This is a genomic window from Bacteroides sp. B1-V-101 (genome assembly GCF_023656585.1).
Lineage (GTDB): Bacteria > Bacteroidota > Bacteroidia > Bacteroidales > Bacteroidaceae > Bacteroides > Bacteroides thetaiotaomicron.
In genome coordinates this window covers 217,288-241,698 of the sequence record NZ_JAMOKH010000004.1, presented here as the reverse complement: position 1 = coordinate 241,698, position 24,411 = coordinate 217,288, and the positions used below count along the sequence as shown (strand labels likewise).

General features: G+C 43.3%; 14 protein-coding genes, 1 pseudogene and 1 riboswitch. Of the genes and pseudogenes, 10 read left to right on the top strand and 5 right to left on the bottom strand.

The genetic code is table 11. The features are described 5' to 3' along the window. Positions 1 to 138 precede the first annotated feature (138 nt). Positions 139 to 344: riboswitch (cobalamin riboswitch) on the top strand. A gap of 136 nt (positions 345 to 480) precedes the next feature. The 4 genes from accC to NBH01_RS05555 all read left to right on the top strand — a co-directional run bounded on the left by accC (position 481) and on the right by NBH01_RS05555 (position 5,743). Beyond that, positions 481 to 1,992 carry an acetyl-CoA carboxylase biotin carboxylase subunit gene (gene accC, locus NBH01_RS05570; protein WP_195382346.1) on the top strand — a complete coding sequence of 504 codons (1,512 nt, stop codon included), beginning with the start codon at positions 481 to 483 and terminating at the stop codon, positions 1,990 to 1,992. A gap of 20 nt (positions 1,993 to 2,012) precedes the next feature. After that, the gene (locus NBH01_RS05565) at positions 2,013 to 2,522 is read left to right on the top strand and encodes an acyl-CoA carboxylase biotin carboxyl carrier protein subunit (protein WP_008761156.1); all 510 of its coding nucleotides are present in this window, start codon (positions 2,013 to 2,015) and stop codon (positions 2,520 to 2,522) included. Positions 2,523 to 2,542: 20 nt separating this feature from the next. Further along, a complete protein-coding gene (locus NBH01_RS05560; RefSeq protein WP_022470623.1) occupies positions 2,543 to 4,078 on the top strand; it encodes an acyl-CoA carboxylase subunit beta in 1,536 nt (511 codons plus the stop codon). 162 nt (positions 4,079 to 4,240) lie between these two features. Continuing rightward, the gene (locus tag NBH01_RS05555) at positions 4,241 to 5,743 is read left to right on the top strand and encodes an arylsulfatase (protein WP_250700028.1); all 1,503 of its coding nucleotides are present in this window, start codon (positions 4,241 to 4,243) and stop codon (positions 5,741 to 5,743) included. A gap of 182 nt (positions 5,744 to 5,925) precedes the next feature. On the opposite strand, the gene NBH01_RS05550 is transcribed toward NBH01_RS05555, so the two are convergent. Continuing rightward, the gene (locus tag NBH01_RS05550; protein ID WP_008766269.1) at positions 5,926 to 6,960 is read right to left on the bottom strand and encodes a YeiH family protein; all 1,035 of its coding nucleotides are present in this window, start codon (positions 6,958 to 6,960) and stop codon (positions 5,926 to 5,928) included. Between the two features lie 579 nt (positions 6,961 to 7,539). Next, on the bottom strand, positions 7,540 to 8,580 hold the full coding sequence (locus NBH01_RS05545) for an N-acetylmuramoyl-L-alanine amidase family protein (RefSeq protein ID WP_062694618.1): 1,041 nt from the start codon (positions 8,578 to 8,580) through the stop codon (positions 7,540 to 7,542). A gap of 121 nt (positions 8,581 to 8,701) precedes the next feature. On the opposite strand from NBH01_RS05545, the gene NBH01_RS05540 reads away from it, so the two are divergent. From NBH01_RS05540 to NBH01_RS05520, 6 genes and pseudogenes are all read left to right on the top strand, one after another. Beyond that, entirely contained in the window at positions 8,702 to 9,982 is a 1,281-nt protein-coding gene (locus tag NBH01_RS05540; RefSeq protein ID WP_221656514.1) for an O-acetylhomoserine aminocarboxypropyltransferase/cysteine synthase family protein, read from the top strand. A gap of 213 nt (positions 9,983 to 10,195) precedes the next feature. After that, complete coding sequence (locus NBH01_RS05535) at positions 10,196 to 10,963, top strand: MBL fold metallo-hydrolase (RefSeq protein WP_234140876.1); 768 nt, start codon at positions 10,196 to 10,198, stop codon at positions 10,961 to 10,963. A 523-nt stretch (positions 10,964 to 11,486) separates the two neighbouring features. Then, positions 11,487 to 15,419, top strand: a complete 3,933-nt coding sequence (locus NBH01_RS05530; RefSeq protein ID WP_234140874.1) for an ATP-binding protein — start codon at positions 11,487 to 11,489, stop codon at positions 15,417 to 15,419. Between the two features lie 150 nt (positions 15,420 to 15,569). Then, positions 15,570 to 17,213 (top strand): annotated as a pseudogene (locus tag NBH01_RS26650) (glycoside hydrolase family 2 TIM barrel-domain containing protein); the annotation flags it as partial. A gap of 78 nt (positions 17,214 to 17,291) precedes the next feature. Continuing rightward, positions 17,292 to 18,035 carry a DUF4982 domain-containing protein gene (locus tag NBH01_RS26645; RefSeq protein WP_317207510.1) on the top strand — a complete coding sequence of 248 codons (744 nt, stop codon included), beginning with the start codon at positions 17,292 to 17,294 and terminating at the stop codon, positions 18,033 to 18,035. Positions 18,036 to 18,063: 28 nt separating this feature from the next. Next, complete coding sequence (locus NBH01_RS05520) at positions 18,064 to 19,551, top strand: glycoside hydrolase family 30 protein (protein ID WP_374692533.1); 1,488 nt, start codon at positions 18,064 to 18,066, stop codon at positions 19,549 to 19,551. 41 nt (positions 19,552 to 19,592) lie between these two features. Here the strand turns inward: NBH01_RS05520 and NBH01_RS05515 are convergent, their stop codons facing one another. The 3 genes from NBH01_RS05515 to NBH01_RS05505 all read right to left on the bottom strand — a co-directional run bounded on the left by NBH01_RS05515 (position 19,593) and on the right by NBH01_RS05505 (position 24,198). Further along, on the bottom strand, positions 19,593 to 19,889 hold the full coding sequence (locus NBH01_RS05515) for a virulence RhuM family protein (protein WP_234140873.1): 297 nt from the start codon (positions 19,887 to 19,889) through the stop codon (positions 19,593 to 19,595). 447 nt (positions 19,890 to 20,336) lie between these two features. Next, complete coding sequence (locus NBH01_RS05510; RefSeq protein WP_234140871.1) at positions 20,337 to 21,434, bottom strand: OmpA family protein; 1,098 nt, start codon at positions 21,432 to 21,434, stop codon at positions 20,337 to 20,339. Positions 21,435 to 21,555: 121 nt separating this feature from the next. Continuing rightward, positions 21,556 to 24,198 carry a collagen-like protein gene (locus NBH01_RS05505; RefSeq protein WP_250700027.1) on the bottom strand — a complete coding sequence of 881 codons (2,643 nt, stop codon included), beginning with the start codon at positions 24,196 to 24,198 and terminating at the stop codon, positions 21,556 to 21,558. Positions 24,199 to 24,411 lie beyond the last annotated feature (213 nt).

Below are 24,411 nucleotides of genomic sequence, written 5' to 3'. Positions count from 1 at the left end.
AAGGTTTAACGCATAAACATTAATACACAGAGATTTAGTTCTATTGGAAAAGTAAAGGAGAGGAAATCTACCGGAGCATTCATTGCACAAAACTGAAACTTTCGTGCAAAAACAGAACACAGTATTCAATATTTATTTATCTTTGCCCCCCGAAATGGTTCGGAGTCCGTGTCCAACGGATGACGATTAAAAGGGAATCGGGTGTAAATCCCGTACAGTCCCGCTGCTGTGAAGCTCTATACAATGTCTTATTAATGAACTAATTTATCGCCACTGATGTTATTTTGGGAAGGCACTATAAGACAAGAGACAGTCAGAAGACCTGCCACTTCGCGTAAAGCGTTCTTCTGCCTCGTGGGTTAGGAGAAAGAACATCATTTGTTAAGCCCCAAATCAAGAAAATACTGTGTTTCTGTCGGATGGACTATGTCTGTGAAGATGGGAAGGCATTAAATAAGTATGTACTTAATTGAGTAAAGTATGATAAAAAAAATCTTAGTAGCCAATCGCGGTGAAATTGCCATAAGGGTGATGCGCTCCTGCCGGGAGATGGAGATAACGAGTATCGCAATTTTCTCCGAAGCAGACCGGACCGCGAAGCACGTGCTCTATGCAGACGAAGCTTATTGCGTAGGACCGGCAGCATCCAAAGAGAGTTATCTGAATATAGAAAAAATCATCGAAGTGGCAAAGGAATGCCATGCTGACGCTATTCATCCGGGATATGGTTTCCTGTCCGAAAACGCAACTTTCGCCCGACGCTGTCAGGAAGAAAATATTATTTTTATCGGACCGGACCCCGAAACGATGGAGGCAATGGGCGACAAGATATCCGCCCGTATTAAAATGATCGAGGCAGGAGTTCCTGTCGTTCCCGGCACACAGGAGAATCTGAAAAGTGTGGAAGAAGCCGTAGAACTCTGCAACAAGATCGGTTATCCGGTGATGCTGAAAGCATCTATGGGCGGCGGCGGAAAAGGTATGCGCCTTATCCACAGTGCGGAAGAGGTGGAAGAGGCTTATACAACTGCCAAGGGCGAGTCACTTTCTTCTTTTGGCGACGATACCGTTTATCTGGAGAAGTTCGTGGAGGAACCTCATCACATTGAATTTCAGATTCTGGGCGACAAACACGGAAACGTGATTCACCTGTGCGAACGCGAATGTTCCGTACAGCGCCGCAACCAAAAGATTGTGGAAGAGACGCCATCGGTTTTCGTGACTCCCGAACTGCGTAAAGATATGGGTGAAAAGGCGGTAGCCGCGGCCAAAGCGGTCAACTATATCGGTGCAGGCACGATTGAGTTCTTGGTCGACAAGCATCGCAATTATTACTTCCTCGAAATGAACACCCGTCTGCAAGTAGAACATCCGATAACGGAAGAAGTGGTCGGAGTGGACTTGGTGAAAGAGCAGATCAAAGTTGCCGACGGACAAGTGCTCCAGCTGAAACAGAAAGATATCCAACAGCGCGGTCATGCCATCGAATGCCGTATTTGTGCCGAAGACACGGAAATGAACTTCATGCCGAGTCCAGGAATCATCAAACAGATTACAGAACCGAACGGAATCGGTGTTCGTATCGACAGTTACGTTTACGAAGGATATGAAATCCCGATCTATTATGACCCGATGATCGGCAAACTGATCGTATGGGCTACCAACCGCGAATATGCCATCGAACGGATGCGCCGCGTACTCCATGAGTATAAACTGACAGGTGTAAAGAACAATATCAGCTACCTACGTGCCATCATGGACACACCGGACTTCGTGGAAGGCCATTACGACACAGGCTTTATCACCAAGAACGGCGAGCATCTGCAACAATGTATCATGCGCACCAGCGAACGTGCCGAAAATATTGCCATGATTGCTGCCTACATGGATTATCTGATGAATCTTGAAGAAAACAGAGGTGACGCAACGGACAACCGTCCCATCAGCAAATGGAAAGAATTCGGCTTGCACAAAGGTGTACTTCGTATCTAAACTAAAAACAGCATTCAATTATGGAAATTCATATAGGAGACCGCGTAGCGGAAATAGAGCTCGTCAGCAAGGAAGACAATAAAGTGGTACTTACCATTGACGGAAAACCGTTTGAAGCAGATGTTGTGATGGCCGAAAATGGCACCTGCAATATTCTGATGGACGGTCGCAGCGCAAACGCACAACTGATTCGCCGCGAAAACGGTAAAAGCTATAAGGTAAATACGCATTATAGCAGTTTCAATGTTGAAATCGTGGACAGCCAGGCAAAGTATCTGCGTATGCGCAAGAAAGGCGAAGATGAACAGAACGACCGCATCACTTCCCCAATGCCGGGAAAGGTGGTGAAAATCCCTGTTACGGCAGGGCAGGAAATGAAAACGGGAGATACCGTCATCGTCATCGAAGCCATGAAAATGCAGAGCAACTACAAAGTGACTTCAGATTGCCGCATCAAGGAAATTCTGGTTCAAGAAGGCGACAACATCACCGGTGACCAGACATTAATAACATTAGAGCCGATTGTATAATACTAAAAACGGATTGCATCATGGAAGAAATAAATAAAGCATACGCCACGTTCCAGGAACGTGACCGCATCGCTTCCCTCGGTGGGGGCGTGGAAAAGATTGAAAAGCAACACGAAAACGGAAAGATGACTGCCCGCGAGCGTATCGAAATGCTGCTCGACAAAGGTACTTTTGTTGAACTGGACAAGTTGATGGTTCACCGCTGCACCAACTATGGCATGGACAAAAACAAGATTCCGGGAGACGGCATCGTATCCGGTTACGGAAAGATTGACGGGCGCCAGGTATTTGTTTATGCCTACGACTTTACAGTCTACGGAGGTTCACTGTCCGCTTCGAACGCAAAAAAGATTGTGAAAGTGCAGCAACTGGCATTGAAGAACGGTGCTCCGATAATTGCGCTGAATGATTCCGGTGGCGCACGTATTCAGGAAGGAATTGAAAGCCTTTCCGGCTATGCGGATATTTTCTATCAGAACACAATGGCAAGCGGAGTGATTCCTCAGATTTCGGCTATTCTTGGTCCGTGTGCCGGAGGCGCCTGCTACTCTCCTGCCCTCACCGACTTCATCTTTATGGTGAAAGAAAAGAGTCACATGTTTGTGACAGGTCCGGATGTGGTAAAGACTGTGATTCACGAAGAGGTAAGCAAAGAAGAACTGGGCGGTGCCATGACACACAGCAGCAAAAGCGGTGTCACTCACTTTATGTGCAATACCGAAGAAGAACTGTTGATGAGTATTCGCGAACTGCTTTCCTTCTTGCCTCAGAATAATATGGACGAAACGAAAAAGCAGAACTGTACTGACGAGACCAACCGTGAAGATGCCGTACTCGACACCATCGTCCCCGCAGACCCGAATGTACCATACGACATGAAGGATATCATCGAACGGGTAGTAGATAACGGCTATTTCTTCGAAGTAATGACTAACTTTGCAAAGAATATCATCATCGGTTTTGCACGTCTGGCAGGCCGTTCGGTTGGTATTGTCGCCAATCAGCCGGCCTACCTTGCCGGTGTTCTCGACATTGACGCCAGCGACAAGGCAAGCCGTTTCATCCGTTTCTGCGACTGTTTCAACATTCCGTTGATTACTTTCGAAGATGTGCCAGGATTTCTTCCCGGATATACGCAGGAGAACAACGGTATCATCCGCCACGGTGCTAAAATCGTTTATGCGTTTGCCGAAGCTACCGTTCCCAAACTGACAGTCATTACCCGCAAGGCATACGGCGGCGCATATATTGTGATGAACTCCAAACAGACAGGTGCAGATGTGAACTTCGCTTATCCGAGTGCGGAAATCGCAGTCATGGGTGCGGAAGGTGCGGTAAACATCCTGTTCCGCAAAGCGGATGCAGAGACAAAAGATAAAGAACTGGAAGCCTACAAGGAAAAGTTTGCCACTCCCTACCAGGCTGCCGAACTGGGATTCATCGACGAAATCATCTATCCGAGACAAACCCGCAAACGTCTGATCCAGGCACTGGAAATGACAGAGAACAAGATGCAGACGAATCCGCCTAAAAAACATGGAAATATGCCTTTATAAGTTATAGGCGGTCAGCTATAATAAAAGAGACTGTTTCAGTACAGGTGCCCCCACCTGTTTCTGAAACAGTTTCTTTTTTCATATAAAAAGCAGAAATGCTTTCACGCAAAATAGATAAAACTTTATACCTTTGCAGTATTACATTATGAAAAACCTGAAAATATGATTAACCTGAAATGTACATTTGCCGTCACGGCCGGATTGTGCTCATCTTTGGCCTATGCACAAAAACAACCGCACATTATCTTAATTATGACCGATCAGCAACGTGGCGACGCCATGGGATGCATGGATAATGAATCTGTTATCTCCCCCCATCTGGACGCTTTGGCAAGCGAAGGAACGTTGTTTATGAACGGATATTCTTCGTGTCCCAGCAGTACCCCTGCCCGTGCCGGACTGTTGACCGGACAGTCTCCCTGGCATCATGGCTTGTTAGGTTACGGTAAAGTTGCCCCCAAGTACAACCACGAAATGCCTCAGATGCTGAAAGATGCCGGATATTATACCTTCGGTATCGGAAAAATGCACTGGTATCCGCAACGAATCAAACACGGTTTCGAAGGAACGCTGCTGGATGAAAGCGGACGCCGGGAAGATCCGAATTTCATCAGTGACTATCGCTTATGGTTTCAAATACAGGCACCGGGAAAGAACCCGGATGAAACCGGAATCGGATGGAACGATCACGGAGCAGCTACCTATAAACTGAAAGAAAGTCTGCACCCTACTTATTGGACCGGTGAAATGGCTTGTCAGATGATACAGAATTATGATAACGGCAATCAGCCCTTATTCTTGAAAGTTTCCTTTGCCCGTCCCCACAGCCCGTACGACCCGCCTCAACGCTTTCTCGATATGTATAAGGATGCGCAGGTTCCCGATCCCGTCATTGGTGACTGGTGTGGGAAATACGCCAAAGAACTGGACCCCGAAAAAGCAGCCAAAGATGCTCCCTACGGCAACTTCGGAAATGAATATGCACGTCACTCCAAACGCTATTATTATGCCAACATCACTTTCATAGACGAACAGATAGGGCGTGTCCTCCAGACCTTAAAAGACAAGGGAATGTATGATAATTCCCTTATCATTTTCGTTTCCGATCATGGAGATATGATGGGAGATCACTACCACTGGCGAAAGACTTACCCGTATGAAGGATCTACGCACATACCTTATATTATTAAATGGCCAGCCAAAGCGCAAGTCGTTCCCGGCAAGGTGGATAATCCCGTAGAACTTCGTGACCTGCTGCCAACTTTCCTCGAAATAGCGGGAACCTCCGTTCCCACCGACATAGACGGACGCTCTCTGCTATCTCTGGCTAAAGGCACAGAAACGGAATGGCGCAAATACATCGATCTGGAACATACCACTTGCTACAGTGATGACAACTATTGGTGTGCTTTGACCGACGGAAAGATTAAATATATCTGGTACTTCTATACAGGTGAAGAGCAATTGTTTGACCTTGCCAAAGATCCTAAAGAACTGCATAATGCTGTGAACGACAAGAAATATAAAAAGCTGCTGGCAGGCATGCGTGCAGAAATGATCCGCCACCTCAGTGAACGGGGAGAGGAATTTGTGAAAGACGGTCAATTGGTTGTCCGCAAAAAAACGATGCTTTACGGTCCTAACTATCCGAAAGAAAAGCTATAAATATAGCCTGTCCGGATGAAACGCATCACTTTCGCCACAAATTGTATCTATCATACAGATAAAATGAGAAGTTCTCAGTGACTGACACTTTATTTATCCGTCTAAGATTGTACAATTTGCGGTGAAAGTGATAATAAGTATTTTGCAAGGAGACGTTTTTCCCTTACATCAGATGATTTCTTCTACATCAGATAAGGAGTGAGATACTTCACAAGGAAATATCCGCCGACTACCAGCCACACATAAAGTAAAAGAGCCAGTACGAAAGGTTTGGCTCCGGCCTTTCTGAATTTATCGATGCTTGTTTCTGTTCCAAGTGCCGTCATAGCCATTGTCAGCAAAAAGGTATCCAGTGTGTTAATACCTGCCACCAACTGCGCAGGAAGCAAATCAAAAGAATTGAAAGCGATGACACCCATAAAGCCTATTGCAAACCAGGGCACTGCAATCTTCTGAAACTTCTGCCCTTTCTGCACTTGTCTTTTCCGCGCTCTCGCCACCAGATAGGTAGTAATCAGAAGCACAGGAACCAACATCATCACACGAATCATTTTCACTATGATGGCAGAATCCGAAATACCGTTTCCCATCGCATCTCCGGCACCTACTACATGGGCCACCTCATGCAGGGTAGCTCCTGTATAAATTCCCATCTGATCGGGAGTCAGTGCACAAAATCCGTTCCGGTACAAGAAAGGATACAGAAACATGGAAATAGTACCGAAAATCACGACAGTAGACACGGATACAGCCGTTTTATATGGCTTTGCCTTGATGGTCGATTCAGCCCCCAGAATGGCGGCGGCTCCACAAATTCCACTTCCGATGGAAGTAAGTAATGCGATTCCACGATCCATCTTCAGCAATTTACCAAGATAGATACCGCCACAAATAGTCACAGCCACAATAATCACATCGATCAGCATAGCCGGCAACCCGATAGCCATGACATCCTGAAAAGTCAATCTGAAGCCATATAAAATGATACCGATACGCAGAATCTTCTTCGAGCAAAACTGGATACCCGGCACCCACGTTTCCGGAAGGTGATTTCGCAGACTATTGGCATAAAGCATACCCAAAATGATACCGACAATCATCGGACTGAAAGAAATACTTCTTACAAAAGACATCTCGCCAATATAAAACGCAGCACAAGAAAATAATGCTATCAACAGGACACCGTGCAGCATGCTGCTTCTCTTTTCATTGAACATAAATGATTTGATTTAAGTGATACTAAATTATTTCTTTTTTGCAAAGGAAGACATTTTCCGGCAGACTGAATCACAGAATTTTATTATGTCGGATAATCCCTGGTTATACCCCCAAAGCGGTTATAATAAAAAAACGGCACCTCGATTCACATCGCAGCACCGTCACAACACAAACACAAAATAAAACACGACAAAACTACTATGCAATCTTACCTGTAATGCCGGGGAGGCATACCTTGCTTGACTTATCTATATTCGCATACCCATAAGAAGCTTTATCAGGCGATTTGCATAATAAATAACGCACCAATTCGGATTTTGTTCACAAGAGTTCTGAAAAAAATGAAGTTAAGATGGCTTTTTAACAAAAAAAACGGTACCCCGATTCACATCGCAGCACCGTCACAACACAAACACAAAATAAAACACGACAAAACTACTATGCAATCTTCCTGTTATGCCGGGGAGGCATATTCACTGACTCATATATATTCGCATACCTACAAGCAGTCATCAGGCGATTTGCACATATATAACATCCCGATTTTCGTTTTGTTCACGAAAAAAAGAGATTGAAGTTTATTTTCTCCCTTTAAAATCTTTCAGAAAGCCTTCCATCAACCATTTGGCAAGGGCCTGACGGTTGGAATCTATCACCAGTCTCCGCTGGTCAAATGTATTTTGTATATTCCCCAGTTCGACAAAGACAGAAGCGGGGGTAGTGTGTGAAAGTACATATAAATTGCGTCCGCTCACCGTTCCGGAAAAGCCGCGGTTCGGCTGATGCTTTCCATATTTGGATTCGAACGTATCTTTCATATTGTTTGCCAGCCGTTTGCTTTCGGCTTTCTTATTGGAATGATAGAAAAAGACATCCGTCTGCTTTTTTTTGCTGCGGCTGTCTACATGGATGAAGATAGCGCGACAGTAAGTATAGTTCTGACGGTCTTTCCGATAAAGAGCATTGATTTTATTGCAACGCTGCTGAAGACGCTGCACCTGATTCAATGGAATCGGGTCGCCCATACAAGTCTCACGCTTGCTGTTAGAGAGGTAAGCGTCATTACGGATACCATCTTTGGCATCCTGAATAATGATATGCACTTCCGCCCCTTCCTGCATCAGATTCCGGGCGAGACGAAGTGCAATGTCATAGGCATACTCGTCTTCGTGAAGTTCGTGCTTCCCTACCCGTCCGATGGCCCCCGGATCAGGACCGCCGTGCCCGCTGACCACATAGAAACAGGCACCTGCCAGTCGGTTGGAAGTGACCTTTACATTCGCCAGTTGCTTACCGAAAAGAGGTTCATGAAGAGTGGTTCCTATTTTCGAAGCCTTTGAGGATTGTTTTCTTGCCGGTGTCTCTTTATCAGCCGCCGCCGATCTCTTGATAGGAGGAATAGTATACGTTACCCCCAGCTTCAACACATTCCCTTTCCCCAGCTTTGCCTTATTCAGTTCCACAAAATCATCGTAATATTTCTTTGGAGCACGGTTGTGCCGCAGCAAAAAAGTAGAAATCCCCTCACCTGCTTTCGGAGTAGCTTTTTGTTGCGCCTGCACATCAGCCAACGAAAGAAGAAAACTAATTAATAAAAGAATATAGAATCTTTTTTTCATATTCGACTACTACCTTATCAGTATCATTTCACTTATAAACAGGACAAAAATACAATTATTTTCCCTACTTTTGCCCCGTTAAAACTTTTTTTGGCAATAAAACTTAAAACCCTATATCATTATGGCAAAACAATTCAAACCCGAAACCCTGTGCGTACAGGCCGGATGGACGCCTAAAAAGGGTGAGCCGCGTGTGCTGCCCATCTATCAGAGTACAACTTTCAAATACGATACCAGCGAGCAAATGGCACGCCTTTTCGATTTGGAAGACAGTGGTTATTTTTATACCCGCCTGCAAAACCCGACAAATGACGCAGTTGCCGCCAAGATTGCCGCCCTTGAAGGTGGTGTAGCTGCTATGCTTACATCCAGCGGTCAGGCAGCCAACTTTTATGCCATTTTCAATATCTGCCAGGCAGGAGATCATTTCGTTTGTTCATCCGCCATCTACGGAGGAACATTCAACTTGTTCGGTGTCACCATGAAGAAACTCGGCATCGACGTTACATTCGTTCATCCGGATGCCAGCGAAGAAGAAATCTCGGCAGCTTTCCAGCCTAATACGAAAGCACTGTTCGGAGAAACGATCTCCAATCCTTCTCTCGAAGTGCTGGATATCGAAAAGTTTGCCCGTATCGCACACAGTCACGGAGTGCCTTTGATTGTGGACAATACATTCCCGACTCCTATCAACTGCCGTCCTTTTGAATGGGGAGCAGACATTATCGTTCACTCCACCACCAAATATATGGATGGACACGCAACAAGCGTAGGTGGCTGTATCGTAGACAGCGGCAACTTCGACTGGGATGCCTATGCAGACAAATTCCCCGGACTCTGTACACCGGACGAATCTTATCATGGCCTGACCTATACAAAAGCATTCGGCAAAGGTGCTTACATCACCAAAGCAACCGCACAACTGATGCGTGACCTCGGCAGCATCCAAAGCCCGCAAAATTCTTTCTTACTGAATCTTGGACTTGAAACACTGCACCTGCGTATGCCTCAGCATTGCCGTAACGCTCAGAAAGTAGCGGAATTTCTTTCTAAGAACGAGAAAGTCGCCTGGGTTAACTATTGTGGCCTGCCGGATAACAAATACTATGCACTGGCACAGAAGTATATGCCGAACGGCTCCTGCGGAGTAATCTCCTTCGGACTGAAAGGCGGACGTGATGTCTCTATCAAGTTTATGGATTCATTAGAATTTATCGCTATTGTGACTCACGTAGCTGATGCCCGTAGTTGTGTGCTTCACCCCGCCAGCCATACTCACCGCCAGTTGTCGGATGAGCAGCTGATGGAAGCAGGTGTACGTCCCGACTTAATCCGCTTGTCCGTAGGTATCGAGAATGCGGATGATATCATTGCAGATATCGAGCAGGCATTGAATGCGTAAAAGCTGATTACTATCAGATAACAAACAGCAAAGGCACAGGACATTTTGATTCTGTGCCTTTCTCTTTTCACCAATGCTTCATCCCTTTCTTATTTACTGCCTATCATCCTACTTCTCAATAAGAAAGTTAATTTCTAACAGAATATGTTTAATCATGAACTGATAAATCGCTATAGATGTTTATCTTTGTAAGGAACCAAACTCTGTATAGATATGAAAAAGATTTTATTAGTAGCACTCGCGCTGTGCCTTTCTTACGGATTTGCTTATTCCTGTTTATTCAATCATTCAATTAATCTGACCACAAAGATGCAGAACTTCGAAACGGATTCGTTTACCACCAAGAACGGGAAAAGCCTGAAGATCACTTTCTTTAAGCATGCCAGCTTGTTAATAGAATATGCTGGAAAAAAGTTTTTTGTTGATCCAGTCTCTGATTACGCAGACTTTACACAGCAACCGAAAGCTGACTATATCCTGATAACACATGAACACCATGATCATTTCGATTCCAAAGCAATTGCTGCGATCGAAACTCCGGATACAAAAATTATTGCCAATCCGAATTGCCAGAAGATGCTGGACAAAGGACAAGCCATGAAAAATGGTGATATACTGCAAATTACACCCGAAATCAAACTAGAAGCAGTACCTGCTTATAATACAACTCCCGGTAGAGATAAATTCCATCCCAAGGGACGTGACAACGGATATATCCTCACTGTGGGCGGCACCCGGATTTACATTGCCGGAGACACGGAAGATATCCCGGAAATGAAACAAATAAAGAATATCGATATAGCCTTCCTGCCTGTCAACCAACCGTATACGATGACACCGGAACAAGCTATACAATCTGCTAAAATCATTCAACCGCATATTTTGTATCCGTACCATTACGGAGATACGGATATCAATAAAGTGAAGGACGGATTAAAAAACGAAAAAGAAATAGAAGTACGTATCCGTGCTTTACAATAAAAAGACATGGAGAGATGCGATCCACGCTTTTATATCAGGACAAAATAAGAACTATACATTAAATGTGCTATCTTTGAACTTTTAATACCAGTTCAAATGATATTTATACAACGAGGTTTAGCACACAGACCAGTATCTGTAATATAGAACCTAGGCTGAGTTAATATCTTTTGGAAGCTTCCTGTTTTCGTTTCACGTACGTGAGACTTTCGATCCACAGACGTGATCCCATGGGTTCACATACGTAATCCGGTGGGGCCACATACGTGAAACGAATTTTCTGCTACGCCAAAAGACATTAGTCCAGCGTTAGAAACAGCTAAGAGAACGGAGCATTGGTTATTAATGTAACGAGGATGATGAGAGATAGAAGGTTATATTATACCAAGGTGACAATACCAAAAGATGATTTTTTCTATTATCACCCTATTATCACCACTTATTATCACCGATACATCACTGCATATCAACAGATTAATCCTTAAAAGTGACAAGTGACAATAAGAAATAGAAAAATATTCTCATGAAGTATCTGCCGAAAAATGTGAAAGACATGACTATCAAATCTTATTATAGCCTCATCATAAGCCTACTGATAACATTATCAGTATCAGCCCAGCAAGTAGTCGTAACTGAACTGCCTACCCAGAAGCTGTTACCGGTAGCGCATATCCATCATATACTCCAAGATAGCGAAGGCTATATGTGGTACGCAACAGAAGGAGGAGGGTTATGTCGTGACAACGGTTATCAGATTGATGTTTTCCGTTCCGATCTGAATACGCCCAACTTATTATCAAGCAATGACATCACTTGTCTGACAGAGGATAAAAATCATCATATCTGGTTCGGGACCAAACGAGGTTTATATAAACTGGATAAAACGAATTATTCGATAACGGAGATAACGAACGAAGAACTCCGGAAACAGACGATCCATGCAATTCGAGCCATTCATGACGGTACAGTCTGGGTATCGGCAGAAGGAATGATCTATCATTACTCCAACGACGGCAAATTACTCGGCAGCTATCCGTCTCAATGGAAAGGTCACAGACAAAATGTTTCTGACTTTTATGAGGACAGTAAACATACCCTTTGGGTAATGCAATGGGGAGGAGGTCTTTTAGAATATAATCCCTCCACAGATAGCTTCCTACCTCACCCATGGACCTGTGGTACATCACCTACACAAATGACAGAGGACAGACAGAATAACTGTTACTGGATAGCCACTTGGGGAAAAGGAATCGTGCAATTTGTCCCTTCTTCTGATACACAGGCGGATACGGACAATTGCACCTTACAGCCGGCCACGTTAGAAGGCAATGAACCCACCCCTCATAAAAGCCAGATACTGGGACTGCTGAAAGACAGCAGACAAGGAGTGCTGTGGGTTTCGGCCATGAATGATCTGTATGCTTACCAGATTATCGATAATAAACTTCACTCGGTCTCTACCGAAACATTCCTCCCAAAAGGAAAAAAGATATTAGACCGAATCATAGAAGACCGCTCCGGTAATGTATGGGTACCGGGATATTCTCCCCATTCATTCATACTCTCATTCGATTCCAATAAAATAAAACGCTACCCTACTCCTGCCATGTCCGCCATCACCGGCTATCCGGTCATGGCAGACAGGACGATTCGGGAGGAAGACTATTTCTGGATATGGCAGGGAAGAACAGGACTATCGCTGTATCATCCGGCTTCCGAACAGATTTCTTTCGCTTCGGATTTTCCGGACGAAACAGGCAAATACTATATTATAAAATGTATAGAGAAATGCCGGACACAACAAGGAATATGGGCAGCAAGTGGGAATGCCAGTGTGCTGCATCTGCAACACGAAGGCATGAAAATGAAACGCATACAGGAAATCCAACTTCCGGATGCCCGCCAGATCCGTGTGCTGAATGAAGACAATCAAGGGAACTTATGGATCGGAACAGAAAATGCGATTTACCAATATTCCATATCGGACGAAAATATAAAAAGAGTACATAATGATGCAGGAGCGATCAACGGTATAGCGACTTCTCCCGATAAAGGTATCTATTACATCACTGAAGCACTGGAATTCGCCTACCTTACACCGGACGGAAAAGTACACACCATCCACAAAGGTGAAAACTATTCTTCCATTATCATATCTCCCGACAGTATCATATGGATTGCCACATTAGAAGGGAATGTATATAGCTATCATCCGCAATCACAAACACTAACCAAAGAAGACAACGCATGCAATGCCAACGGGGATGCGGTAAAAAGCATGACCGTGGATAACTTCGGACATTTGTGGATACTAGCCGATCAGTACGTAAAAGAATACAATCCAAGGAATCATTCATTCAGAATCCTGTACAACTCAGACCGTTTTATTCAGGTAGATTACTTCCTTTCCATACGTAAAATAGAAGACGGCACCATTTGCCTTGGAGGAATCGGAGCATTTTGCCTTGTTACCCCATCAATAGAGTTAGACCAATCCCCCAACGACGTAAAGCCAGTCATTTCGTCTATTAAAATAGATGGAAACAGACGAATCATGGGAATAAATACCCAACAAATCGAACTGGCTCCCGACAATATAAACGTAGAAGTTTCCTTCTCGACCCTTGAACATTTACATGCCGGACAAATCAGTTATGCCTACCGCCTGAAAGGATGGGACACAAACTGGAATCATTTGCCACCGGGAATCAACACAGCATACTTTACCAAACTTCCGAAAGGCAACTACACGCTGGAAATAAAAGCCACCGACATTCACGGCTGCTGGGCACAGCCCATCCCCTGCTTACAGATACACCGCCTACCCGCTTGGTATGAAACCTGGTGGGCATATACCCTGTACATTCTCTCTATCGCTTTAATAATAACAGGACTGCTAAAGATCTACTTCAGCCGCCTGCACAAAAAGCAGCAAGAACAGATGGAAGAACAGCTGACCCAAATGAAATTCCGTTTCTTCACGAACATCAGTCATGAACTGCGTACCCCTCTGACATTGATCATCACTCCGTTGAGCAGCCTGCTAACTGATATCCAGGACGGCAAATTGAAACAGCAGCTATCTTCCATCTACCGCAACGCGCAGGAATTACTTCAATTGGTAAATCAGCTACTGGACTTCCGGAAATTAGAAGTGAATGGCGAAAAGCTACATCTCATGAATGGAGAAATCTACGAATTCGTCTCATCAACCTGTGAAGTATTCAGAACCTACGCCAGTAACCAGCAGATCGAATACGCCATTCTACTGCCACGACAAGGGGTCAATATGTATTTTGACCGGGATAAGGTGCATCGTATCCTCTATAATTTACTGAACAATGCTTTTAAATTTACTCCATCCGGCGGAAGCATAACCGTTTCTGCAGATACGATAACCAAAGACGGAACTCAGTATATATGTATCCGAATCGAGGATACGGGAAAAGGAATAGAGGCAGAAGTTCTTCCTCGCATTTTCGACCGCTACTATCAGATAGAAGCAAGCGAGAACAGGCAAGCTACAGCAGGAAGTGGCATCGGATTGCATATCGTCAAAGAATATATCAGCCTGCATCATGGATTCATCGAAGTGGACAGCAAAAGATACAAAAGAAGTGAATTTCGCATTTATCTTCCGACCCATCTGGCAGATGACCGTCTGCTGCCGGAAGAAGAGAGTGAAAGCAAGGCAACAGCCTCATCCGGCAATCGAAAGACGATTCTTCTCGTAGAAGACAATGAAGAATTCCGCCAATTCATGTACCGGCAACTGTCACAGAAATATCAGGTATGGGAAGCCTCCAATGGAGAAGAGGCAGAAACTATCGCCAACGAAAAAGAAGTGGATATAGTAGTAAGTGACGTCATGATGCCGGGAATCGACGGATTTGAGCTATGCCATCGTCTGAAGCAGAATGTCAAGACCTCTCATATCTTCATCATACTGCTCACTGCCCGTGCCGGTGATGAGAGTATGCTGGAAGGATATAAATCAGGAGCCGACTGCTATCTGACCAAGCCTTTCAATATGGAAATTCTGGACAATCGCATTCACCATCTGCTGGCATTGCAACAAAAGCGCAGACAGATATTTCTGACAGAAATAGAAGTGAACACGGAAGACCTGACTACCTCCAAAGTAGATGAAGAATTTATGAAAAAAGCAGTGGCATTAGTTGAAAAGAATCTGGATAACAGTGAGTACAGTGTAGAGCTTTTCAGCGATGATATGTGTATGAGCCGGATGAACCTTTACCGTAAACTGCAATCCATAACCGGACAAAAACCGACAGAATTCATCCGAAGCATTCGTTTGAAGAAAGCAGCCCGGTTATTGACAGACACGGAACTGTCTGTTGTTGAAATCTCGGAAAAAGTAGGATTTGCCACTCCCAGTTATTTCAGCAAATGTTTTAAAGAAATGTTCGGAGTACTTCCTACCCAATATCACTAATCAAATTCGCAAAGCTAACGAGTATATTCATTGCAAACTCCTGCCACAAATGCGTCAGAGAGCATTTTGATACATTTATTGCAGGAGTTTGTTACATTGTTGTTCTGCTGATTTCATGTTCTTCCCTACCTTTGTCCGCATATCAAATGAATGACAAAAGCTATGGACAAACATTTCAGATTCTCAGCCATCTTGTTGGCTATTTCTTTTTTCATGTTAAGTTTCACGACAAGCATTTCCGCTTCGGAACGTAAGATAAACATGAACCGACATTGGAAATTCTATCGCGGATGCATTGCAAACGCCGAACAACCTTCCTTCAACGACAGCCGATGGAGAGTGTTCGACCTCCCTCATGACTGGAGTGTCGAACCTGTCCCCGTACAAAGAGAAGGCATAACCATCGGCCCTTTTTCACGCATGAGCATAGGCGGCCCGGACACGGGACAAACTGTAGGCGGTGAAGGATGGTACAGAAAAGAGTTCGTTCTCCAACCGGAGGATACGGACAAAATCATTTCCATCTACTTTGAAGGTGCATACAATCAGACGGAAGTATGGATAAACGGACAAAAAGCATATTTCAACGCCTACGGATATATCCCTTTCAAGATTGATATAAATAAATATTGCAATGCCCCCGGCATTCCCAACATCATTGCTGTCAAAGTCATTAATGAAGGGCTGAACAGCCGCTGGTATGCAGGCTCGGGAATTTATCGCCACGTATGGTTGATCAAAACGAATAAAGTACACTTAGACGAATGGGATACTTTCGTAGACGCTTCTAAAGTAGAAGGTAAAAAAGCGACAGTCAATCTTCACACCATTCTGCATAATGCCAATAAAAGAGAAGCTGTCGGCAATCTGAATATTCAGATTCTTTCACCGCAGGGAAAGGATGTCTATTCCACCACGAAACAAGTGAATATTGCAGGAGAAGGAAACACTCCCCTCTCCCTCTCTTTTGAAATCAAAAAGCCGGAATTATGGTCGGTCGATTCACCACATTTATACACCGCCCGCATTTCCGTCCGGTCGGAACAGCAGGAATCGGATCAAATAACCGTGCCTTTTGGCATACGCACCATTGAATTCAGCGCAAAGGAAGGATTTCTGTTGAATGGAAAACCGTTGAAACTAAAAGGGGGATGCCTCCACCACGATAATGGCCTGTTAGGTGCGGCAGCTCTCGACAGAGCAGAAGAACGCAAAGTAGAATTGATGAAAGCGAACGGATTCAATGCCGTCAGATGTTCCCATAATCTGCCTTCGGAGTACTTCTTGCAGGTATGTGACAGACTGGGGTTACTTGTAATCGATGAAGTATTCGACCAATGGCAACAGGCAAAACGTCCGCAGGATTATCACTAGTACTTCGATGAATGGAGCGAGCATGACATGACAACCATGATCCGCAGAGATAGAAATCACCCGTCTATTATAATGTGGAGTATCGGCAACGAAATTGCCGAACGTGCAGACGAACCGACCGGAGACGTGATTGCCAAGAAACTCATCGCAACCATTGAAAAATATGATACGACCCGCCCCTCTACTGCCGCTGTCAACGCATTTTGGGACAGAAGACAGTTCAGCTGGGAGAAAGACTCGGAGAGAGCTTTCCGTAATCTCGACGTCTCCGGTTATAACTATCAATGGAAAGAATATGAGAAAGATCATTCACGCTTTCCCGAACAGGTGATGTATGGCAGCGAATCTGTCCCCAAAGAAGCAGCACAAAACTGGAATCTGATTGACAAGAAGCCTTATCTGATCGGGGACTTTGTATGGACGGCTATCGACTATCTGGGTGAAGCAGGTCTGGCTCATACCCTCGAACTGGCTCCCGGAGAACACAGCCCTCAGTTTATGGGATGGCCTTGGTACAACGCCTGGTGCGGAGACATCGACCTCTGCGGAGACAAGAAACCACAATCTTACTATCGGGATATACTTTGGAACAGACGGGATATTTCACTGGCCGTTCAACCGCCTGTAACAGACGGAAAAAGAGAAGATATCAACTACTGGGGATGGAAAAACGAATTACTAAGCTGGAACTGGAAAGAAATGGAAGGCAAAGTGATGACGGTACACGTTTATAGCCGTTCACCCAAAGTGCGACTGTATCTGAACAATCGTCTGATAGGCGAGCAAGAAACGACTCCCGACACTTATACCGCTTCTTTTGAAATCCCCTACGAACCGGGACAATTAAAAGCCTGCATCGTAAAAGGGAAAAAAGAGACTGCTTCGGCCGAACTCAACACTACCGGAAGTCCGGCAAGTATCCGTCTGACTGCCGACCGGTCTAAGATAAAAGCCGATAAAAATGATCTGTCATACGTAAAAATTGAAGTTCTCGACAAAGACGGAAGAGTAATTCCCGACTGTGACATTCCTTTGGAAATCAAATCGAGTGGGAAAGGTTCGGTCATAGCTTCCGGAAACGGAAGTGCTGATGAGATGAGAAGTTTCCGTTCCCTGACTCCCAAAGCATTCCGAGGAAAGGCGATCGCTATCGTCCAGCCCGATATGCAAGCAGGAAACATTCATCTCACTGTCTCTGCCAAAGGATTACCGGAGGCCAATATCACCATAGAAACTTATTAATAACAACCAATAATGGATATATAGAAATATGAGGAACATATTAAAGAATGCCACTTTAGTGAGCGGGTTAGCATTGACCCTGTCTGCGGGCAGTATGCACGCACAATCCTACGAATGGATTAGCAGTACGGAAGGAAACACCTGGCAACAGTCAAAGATCAAATTACAGACAAATGCCGGACAGACTCCTATACTTGAGATAGACGGTTCGGAAGACGGCAGTATCTTCAAGGCTTGGGGAACCTGTTTCAACGAGCTGGGATGGGACGCACTCAATATGCTCCCAAGAGCACAACAGGAGACAATCCTCCGGCAACTTTTCTCTCCCGAAGGAGACTTGAAATTCAGTATGGGGCGTTTTTCGATGAATGCCAACGACTATGCCCGCGACTGGTACAGTTGCGATGAAGTATCCGGTGACTTTCAACTGAAGCATTTCAATATCAACCGTGACAAGACAACACTGATTCCTTTCATCAAAGCCGCCCAGCAGTACAATCCGAACATGACTTTCTGGACGTCTCCCTGGTCACCCCCATCCTGGATGAAAATCAATCACTATTATTCAGTACGTAGTGACCGCAATCAGAATCAGATGTCTCCTTTGTCAGACGTAGCCCTCTACGAAGATCGCTCAGAAAAACAAAACGGAGTTTTCCCGCAGCAACTGGCAGTAAACGATTACTTCATACAAGACCCGCGCTATCTGCAAACATACGCAAACTATTTCTGTAAATTTATTGATGCGTATAAGGAGCAAGGCATTCCTGTATCCATGGTCATGTTCCAAAATGAATCATGGAGTTATACCAACTATCCGGGATGTGCCTGGACAGCCGAAGGTATCATCCGTTTCAATACGGAATATCTGGGCCCGACATTAAAGAAACAACATCCGGAGATAAAGCTATATTTAGGGACAATCAATACCAACCGTTACGATGTGATCGATCAGGTATTGTCTGATCCACGTATGCCGGAAACTATAGAAGGCGTCGGTTTCCAATGGGAAGGCGGACAGATTCTTCCTCGTCTTCGCGCCAAATATCCGCAATACAAATATGTACAGACAGAAAGCGAATGCGGATGGGGATCGTTTGACTGGAAAGCTGCCGAACATACCTTCGGTCTCATGAATCATTATCTGGGCAATGGCTGCGAAGAATATACTTTCTGGAATGCCATCTTATATGATGGAGGTTTCAGCGGATGGGGCTGGAAACAAAATGCCTTGATTCACGTAGATTCAAAGGCAGGAACCGCGACTTACACTCCCGAGTATTATGCGGTGAAACATTACAGCCACTATATAACTCCGGGATCACGCATCATTGCTTACCAGGCAGCCAAAGAAGAAAAAGTACCGGTAATGGTGGTTATGACTCCACAGAAAAAACAAGTAGTCATAGCCGGAAACTTTAATGATGAAGCTAAGGAGGTGACATTAAAACTAGGCAAACGCTATTTAAGTGCTACTCTGCAACCACATTCTCTGAATACATTTGCAGAAAAGTAATAAATAACAACCAAGAAAGAAGCAATCAAAAAAGAAGAGTCTCAAAATAATAATTTAAGCCTCTTCTTTTTTGAATAGTTAACTTTGTGACTCTGTGTTTTATCCTCCAAAGCTCCATGTTGCGTGATTGTTCGGAATTTCCGAACAACCACTTCTTCATTCAGTTCACCTTCTTCAAAAATATTTTCTATATGCTCACTGATAGTAGATTTCGATTTGCCAAATAACATACATAGTTGCGCCTGAGACAACCATACAGTTTCACCTTCAAATAAAACATCTACTTTGATTGTTCCATCATTAGATTGATAAATTACAACTTCGTTCTTTTGATTCATATTTTTATAGATCAATGCTTGATAGTTTATTTCTATTCGGTATTCTACAAATGTAGCGAATTATATCCTAACCTATAAACTTTGCGACTGATTATTTTTTGAGATTCAAAATACCTTGCAGATAATACATCGGAAAAAGAAAAATGCAAAAAAAGGACGTTCCCGGGGAAAAAGGGGAAATAGGAACGTCCTTTGAATAGAGTTGGCGAAAAGTCCGGTCTTTCACAAGTGCAGACCTTTCCTCTTTTCACTAAAATAAACTAAGGATGTGGGGAAATCCTTAGTGAGAAATACGATTATCAACCACTTCACAGAGGCGTATAACCGCAAAGTAGTCGCATTCGGGAATTTAGTATCAATGATACCTTTTATTAATAAAGATACTTTCGTTCCAATGAAGCAACATTTTTTCTTATACGTCTTACAATATTTTGTTTATACTGTTGTTTATTCAGCAATACAAATACTTACACGATTTTCTTTCGGTGTTTTATATGGCTGAACAGTGTCTCCTTTAAAGTCTACAATAATTCTATCGGTCGATATTCCTTTAGTCTTCAAGGCATCAGCGACATTAACAGCTCGCTTTTCAGACAATGTTTTATTGATTCGGGAATTACCGGTATTCACATCCGCATAGCCGGTCACTTGTACTTTTGCAGATGGATTCTTTTGCAAATATTCTGCTAACTCATCAATCTTGGATTTTTGATCATCTTGAATACGTGCTGAGTTCAAAACAAAGAAAATATCCTGTTTCATAGGCTGTACTGTTACCACTTCTTTTTTAGGCTGCGGTTGTTCTACCACAGGAGCAGGTTTCGGTTGCTCTGCTACAACAGGTTCCGGTTCGTAGTATACAGGTTTGGTTTCTGTATAGCCTTTACCAAATTTTATATTCAAACCTACCAAAGCGTTAAATTGCCAGTCGGAATTACCAGCTTTCTTTGAGTTGAACTTATCAGACATCACATTGGCATTGCCTTCGATGTTAATAGCCAAACGGTCGTTCAGACGTAAGTTGCATCCTAAGCCGAGACGTCCTGCTACAAAATTCTTATGATCTTTCCAAAGGTATTCCATCTTGTAGCCATTCGTGTTAAGCGCAATAGCCTCATCATTGTCGAAAGCATGGTTGAGTCCTACACCAATAAATGCATAACCATTGAATACCCTCTTGGGGATGAAACCACAAAACAGTGTGCTAAGGTCAGATACGATATCCACATTACCTTGCAAGTATTTAAACTGATAATCTTGTCGTGGAGAAACCCATCTTCCTTTTGCCTGCCATCCGCTGGCACCTATTCGTGCCCGCCATGCAGGAGCAAACTGGTAGCCCAGGTTGATTGCAGCAGCCGGAGATATAAGATCGGCAAATTTGGCTTCGCCAACTGTATGAGCTACGCCATCTTGAACTTGCATAAACCAATGAGGTTTAAATGTAGTCTTTCCTTCTTCTTTGATTTGCCGTTCTTGTGCAGATGCCATCGTTCCACCCAATATTAAGACGAATACAGTTATCCACAAATTCTTTCTATTCATACTCACCTCTTTTCTTTTTAAAGAGAGAGCATCCCTACAAAATAAAAAGGGATGCTCTCAGATTAGAGTTATTAATTAAGTCCGAGCTTTCACCCAAATGACCTTATTATTTGTTTTTGAGTTACTGTCTCTTCTTAAGTGGAGCGTTAACTTTACATTGAGTTGTTGCACCCCATTTATCCTTAACAGATATAGTAACATAACTATCAGTTCCTGCCACGTCATTTTGGATATCAGTTACACTAGTTTTCAGAGCAACTGTAATCTTATCACCTTGATTAATTTCAACCGGGTCGGTACCTTCGTGCAAAGTACCTGTTCCTACTTGAATTGTTACGTATCCGGCAGCTACTTCACTTAATGCTACAGTATATTTCTCAACTCTGGTTTCAGTAGCCCAATCAATATAAGTAGTACCACTCATATTTACATCTTGCCACTTAATATCAGTTTTATTCATCGTGAAATCAAAGCTCTTCTTATCCATAGACAGAGATTTGTTAGTAATGCCGTTCTGTTTACCTTCTTTAATCGGTGATTTAACAGTCAGACTGTAAGGATAGCTATAAGCAGCCAGACGTTCATTACCAAACGGAAGATAAGTAGAAACAAACTTACGTGCAGAGTATGCACCTGCATTATCTTCATCAGCTACACCGTCAGCTTCTTTAACATCCTTCATCGGATCTACACTTATCGCATCAGTTAAACCAGTCAGCCATGCAGCAGCTTTCACACCATTGAATGTAGGTACTGTTTCTTCAAATGTGATATACTGAGCATCTGCAGATACACTGAATAGTTTATTCAAGTTATACAAAATCTTATCACCACTAGCATTCAATTCACCAAACGCTGTAGCATTAGCCTTAGCTTTATCAAAGTATGCATCTAATGGTTCAAACTTAAAGATTGCATCATTGTCTTGTTTAACAACTACCTTAAAATCAGCAGAATACACTACCTTATCAGCATCATTCTTATCAATAATGTTCAACTTAACATTGTGAGATGTTGCAGCGACATTTTCAGGATCAAATTTAGCTACTACATAGAACTTAATACCATCTTTATAGGTAGCTTCACTAACAAATGGAATCTTTTCACCATCAATGTCAGTTGCTACTAATTCGAATGTCACACTACCATCTTCATATTCAAAATCTTTTCCGTTAACACGAATCTTGCCACTAGTATAGGCTATTCCTTCTTTCGTATCAAGCGCAATATTGTAATGTCCTTGTCTGAACAAATCTTTCATATTTGTTACATCAGAAGCAACCCATTGTTTTTTAGCATCCGGAGTGATAGTCCAGGCCATATCAGCAACAGTGAAGTTAAGTACAATATTTTTAAATGAGATAGTCATATCAGCAGTTGCTTCTGAGCCATCATTTTTCAGATAATGAACAGTCACTACCAAGTTACCTTCTTTATCTGCATAAATAGTTCTGGCAGCAGCGTCAAACTCTACACCCATCAATTCAGCAGTACCTCTATTAGCACCTTCGATAGCATAATAGAAATCTACAGCATTATTCATCTTGTCTCCTACAAGTTCATCTAAGTTATGTTTTGTACGATACATTGCTTCTACACTAAAGGGATTACAAGTCTGTGCAGCACTGCTAGCTTTTACCTTTATTGCATAATCAGAAAGAATTTCTTTACCAAAAGCATCTTTTGTAGATAAAGCATACGCATACTCGTTACTACCTTCAAGATCACTGTAAGCTACACCATCAGCAACAGCAATGCTCAAATCAAATACACCTTTATTAGCTGTCGGTTCTTTGTCGGCTGCACGTGATAACGGCTCCTTGCTCATATTATTAGCTACATTTGAAATCTTGTAGTTAGTATTACCTTTAGAATCTGTCAGCCCAATAGTATATGCACCAAGTTCAAGATCAACAGGATTGATTAATGCAGTGACAAAAGCACTTTTTGAAGTCAGTAAATCGCCTGCAGTATATTTCACTCCGTTAAATTCGAAATCTTTTTTAGCACGTCCGTAATACATATTAATATCAACGGCAGTAGAAGGAACTTCAATCTTATTGTTTGTGATTGTTATCACCTTCATACTTGAAATCTTGTCAGCAGATGGCAAAATAACAGTTTGATCAGTATATGAACCGTCAGCGTTTTGAGATCCTACATGAAGTACCCAGTTCGGACGGTCTGTTCCTTTTACGATATATACACTTGTCTGTGCGTAATCTCCCTGTACAAGTTTGCCTACTGTTGCATCCCAGAAATACCAGTATCCGTCTTCTCCGATGTAAGGTGATTGTCCATCTTTACCGTCTTCACCATCCTTACCGTCTTCGCCGTCTTTTCCTGGTTCACCGTCTTTACCATTTTCAACTTTTGCAAACCAGCCAGTTGGTTTTTCATCGATCAACCATTCTCCTGTTTCCGGATCAATAGTAACCTTTGAGCCCGGAGCACCATCAGCACCTGCTACACCCGGAGCACCTGTATCCCCTTTATCTCCCTTGTCACCTTTGGCACCATTTACAATTTCATAAGATTTGTCATCGTTAAATGTAATCTTGAATCCCCCTGCAATAGGTTCTACATTTTTAACCCACTTACCATTATCAACAAACTTCTGCAAACTTTCGATACTAGCTTTGTTTGCGTCAATCTGAGTTTGCAGATTGTCTATGTCATCATCGTAGTCCTTACAGCCTACGTAGGTGACAGTTGAAAGCGCTAATGCTCCGAAAAACATCACTCTAATAAATTTTTTCTTCATAACTACTTAAAAATTACATTAATAATATATTATTAAACACTAAGTTTCAATAACACCTTCCCGTTACTTTGTAGGTAACGGGAAACAGCCTGTAGCTACTTCTGAAGAAGCGTCTAAAGGGTAGACAAGAAACATAAGTATCAAAATATATTTAACCCCTGCTTTAGAATAGCAGCAGAGGGGAGGGAAATCTTTTGCAATAATAAGAGAGCA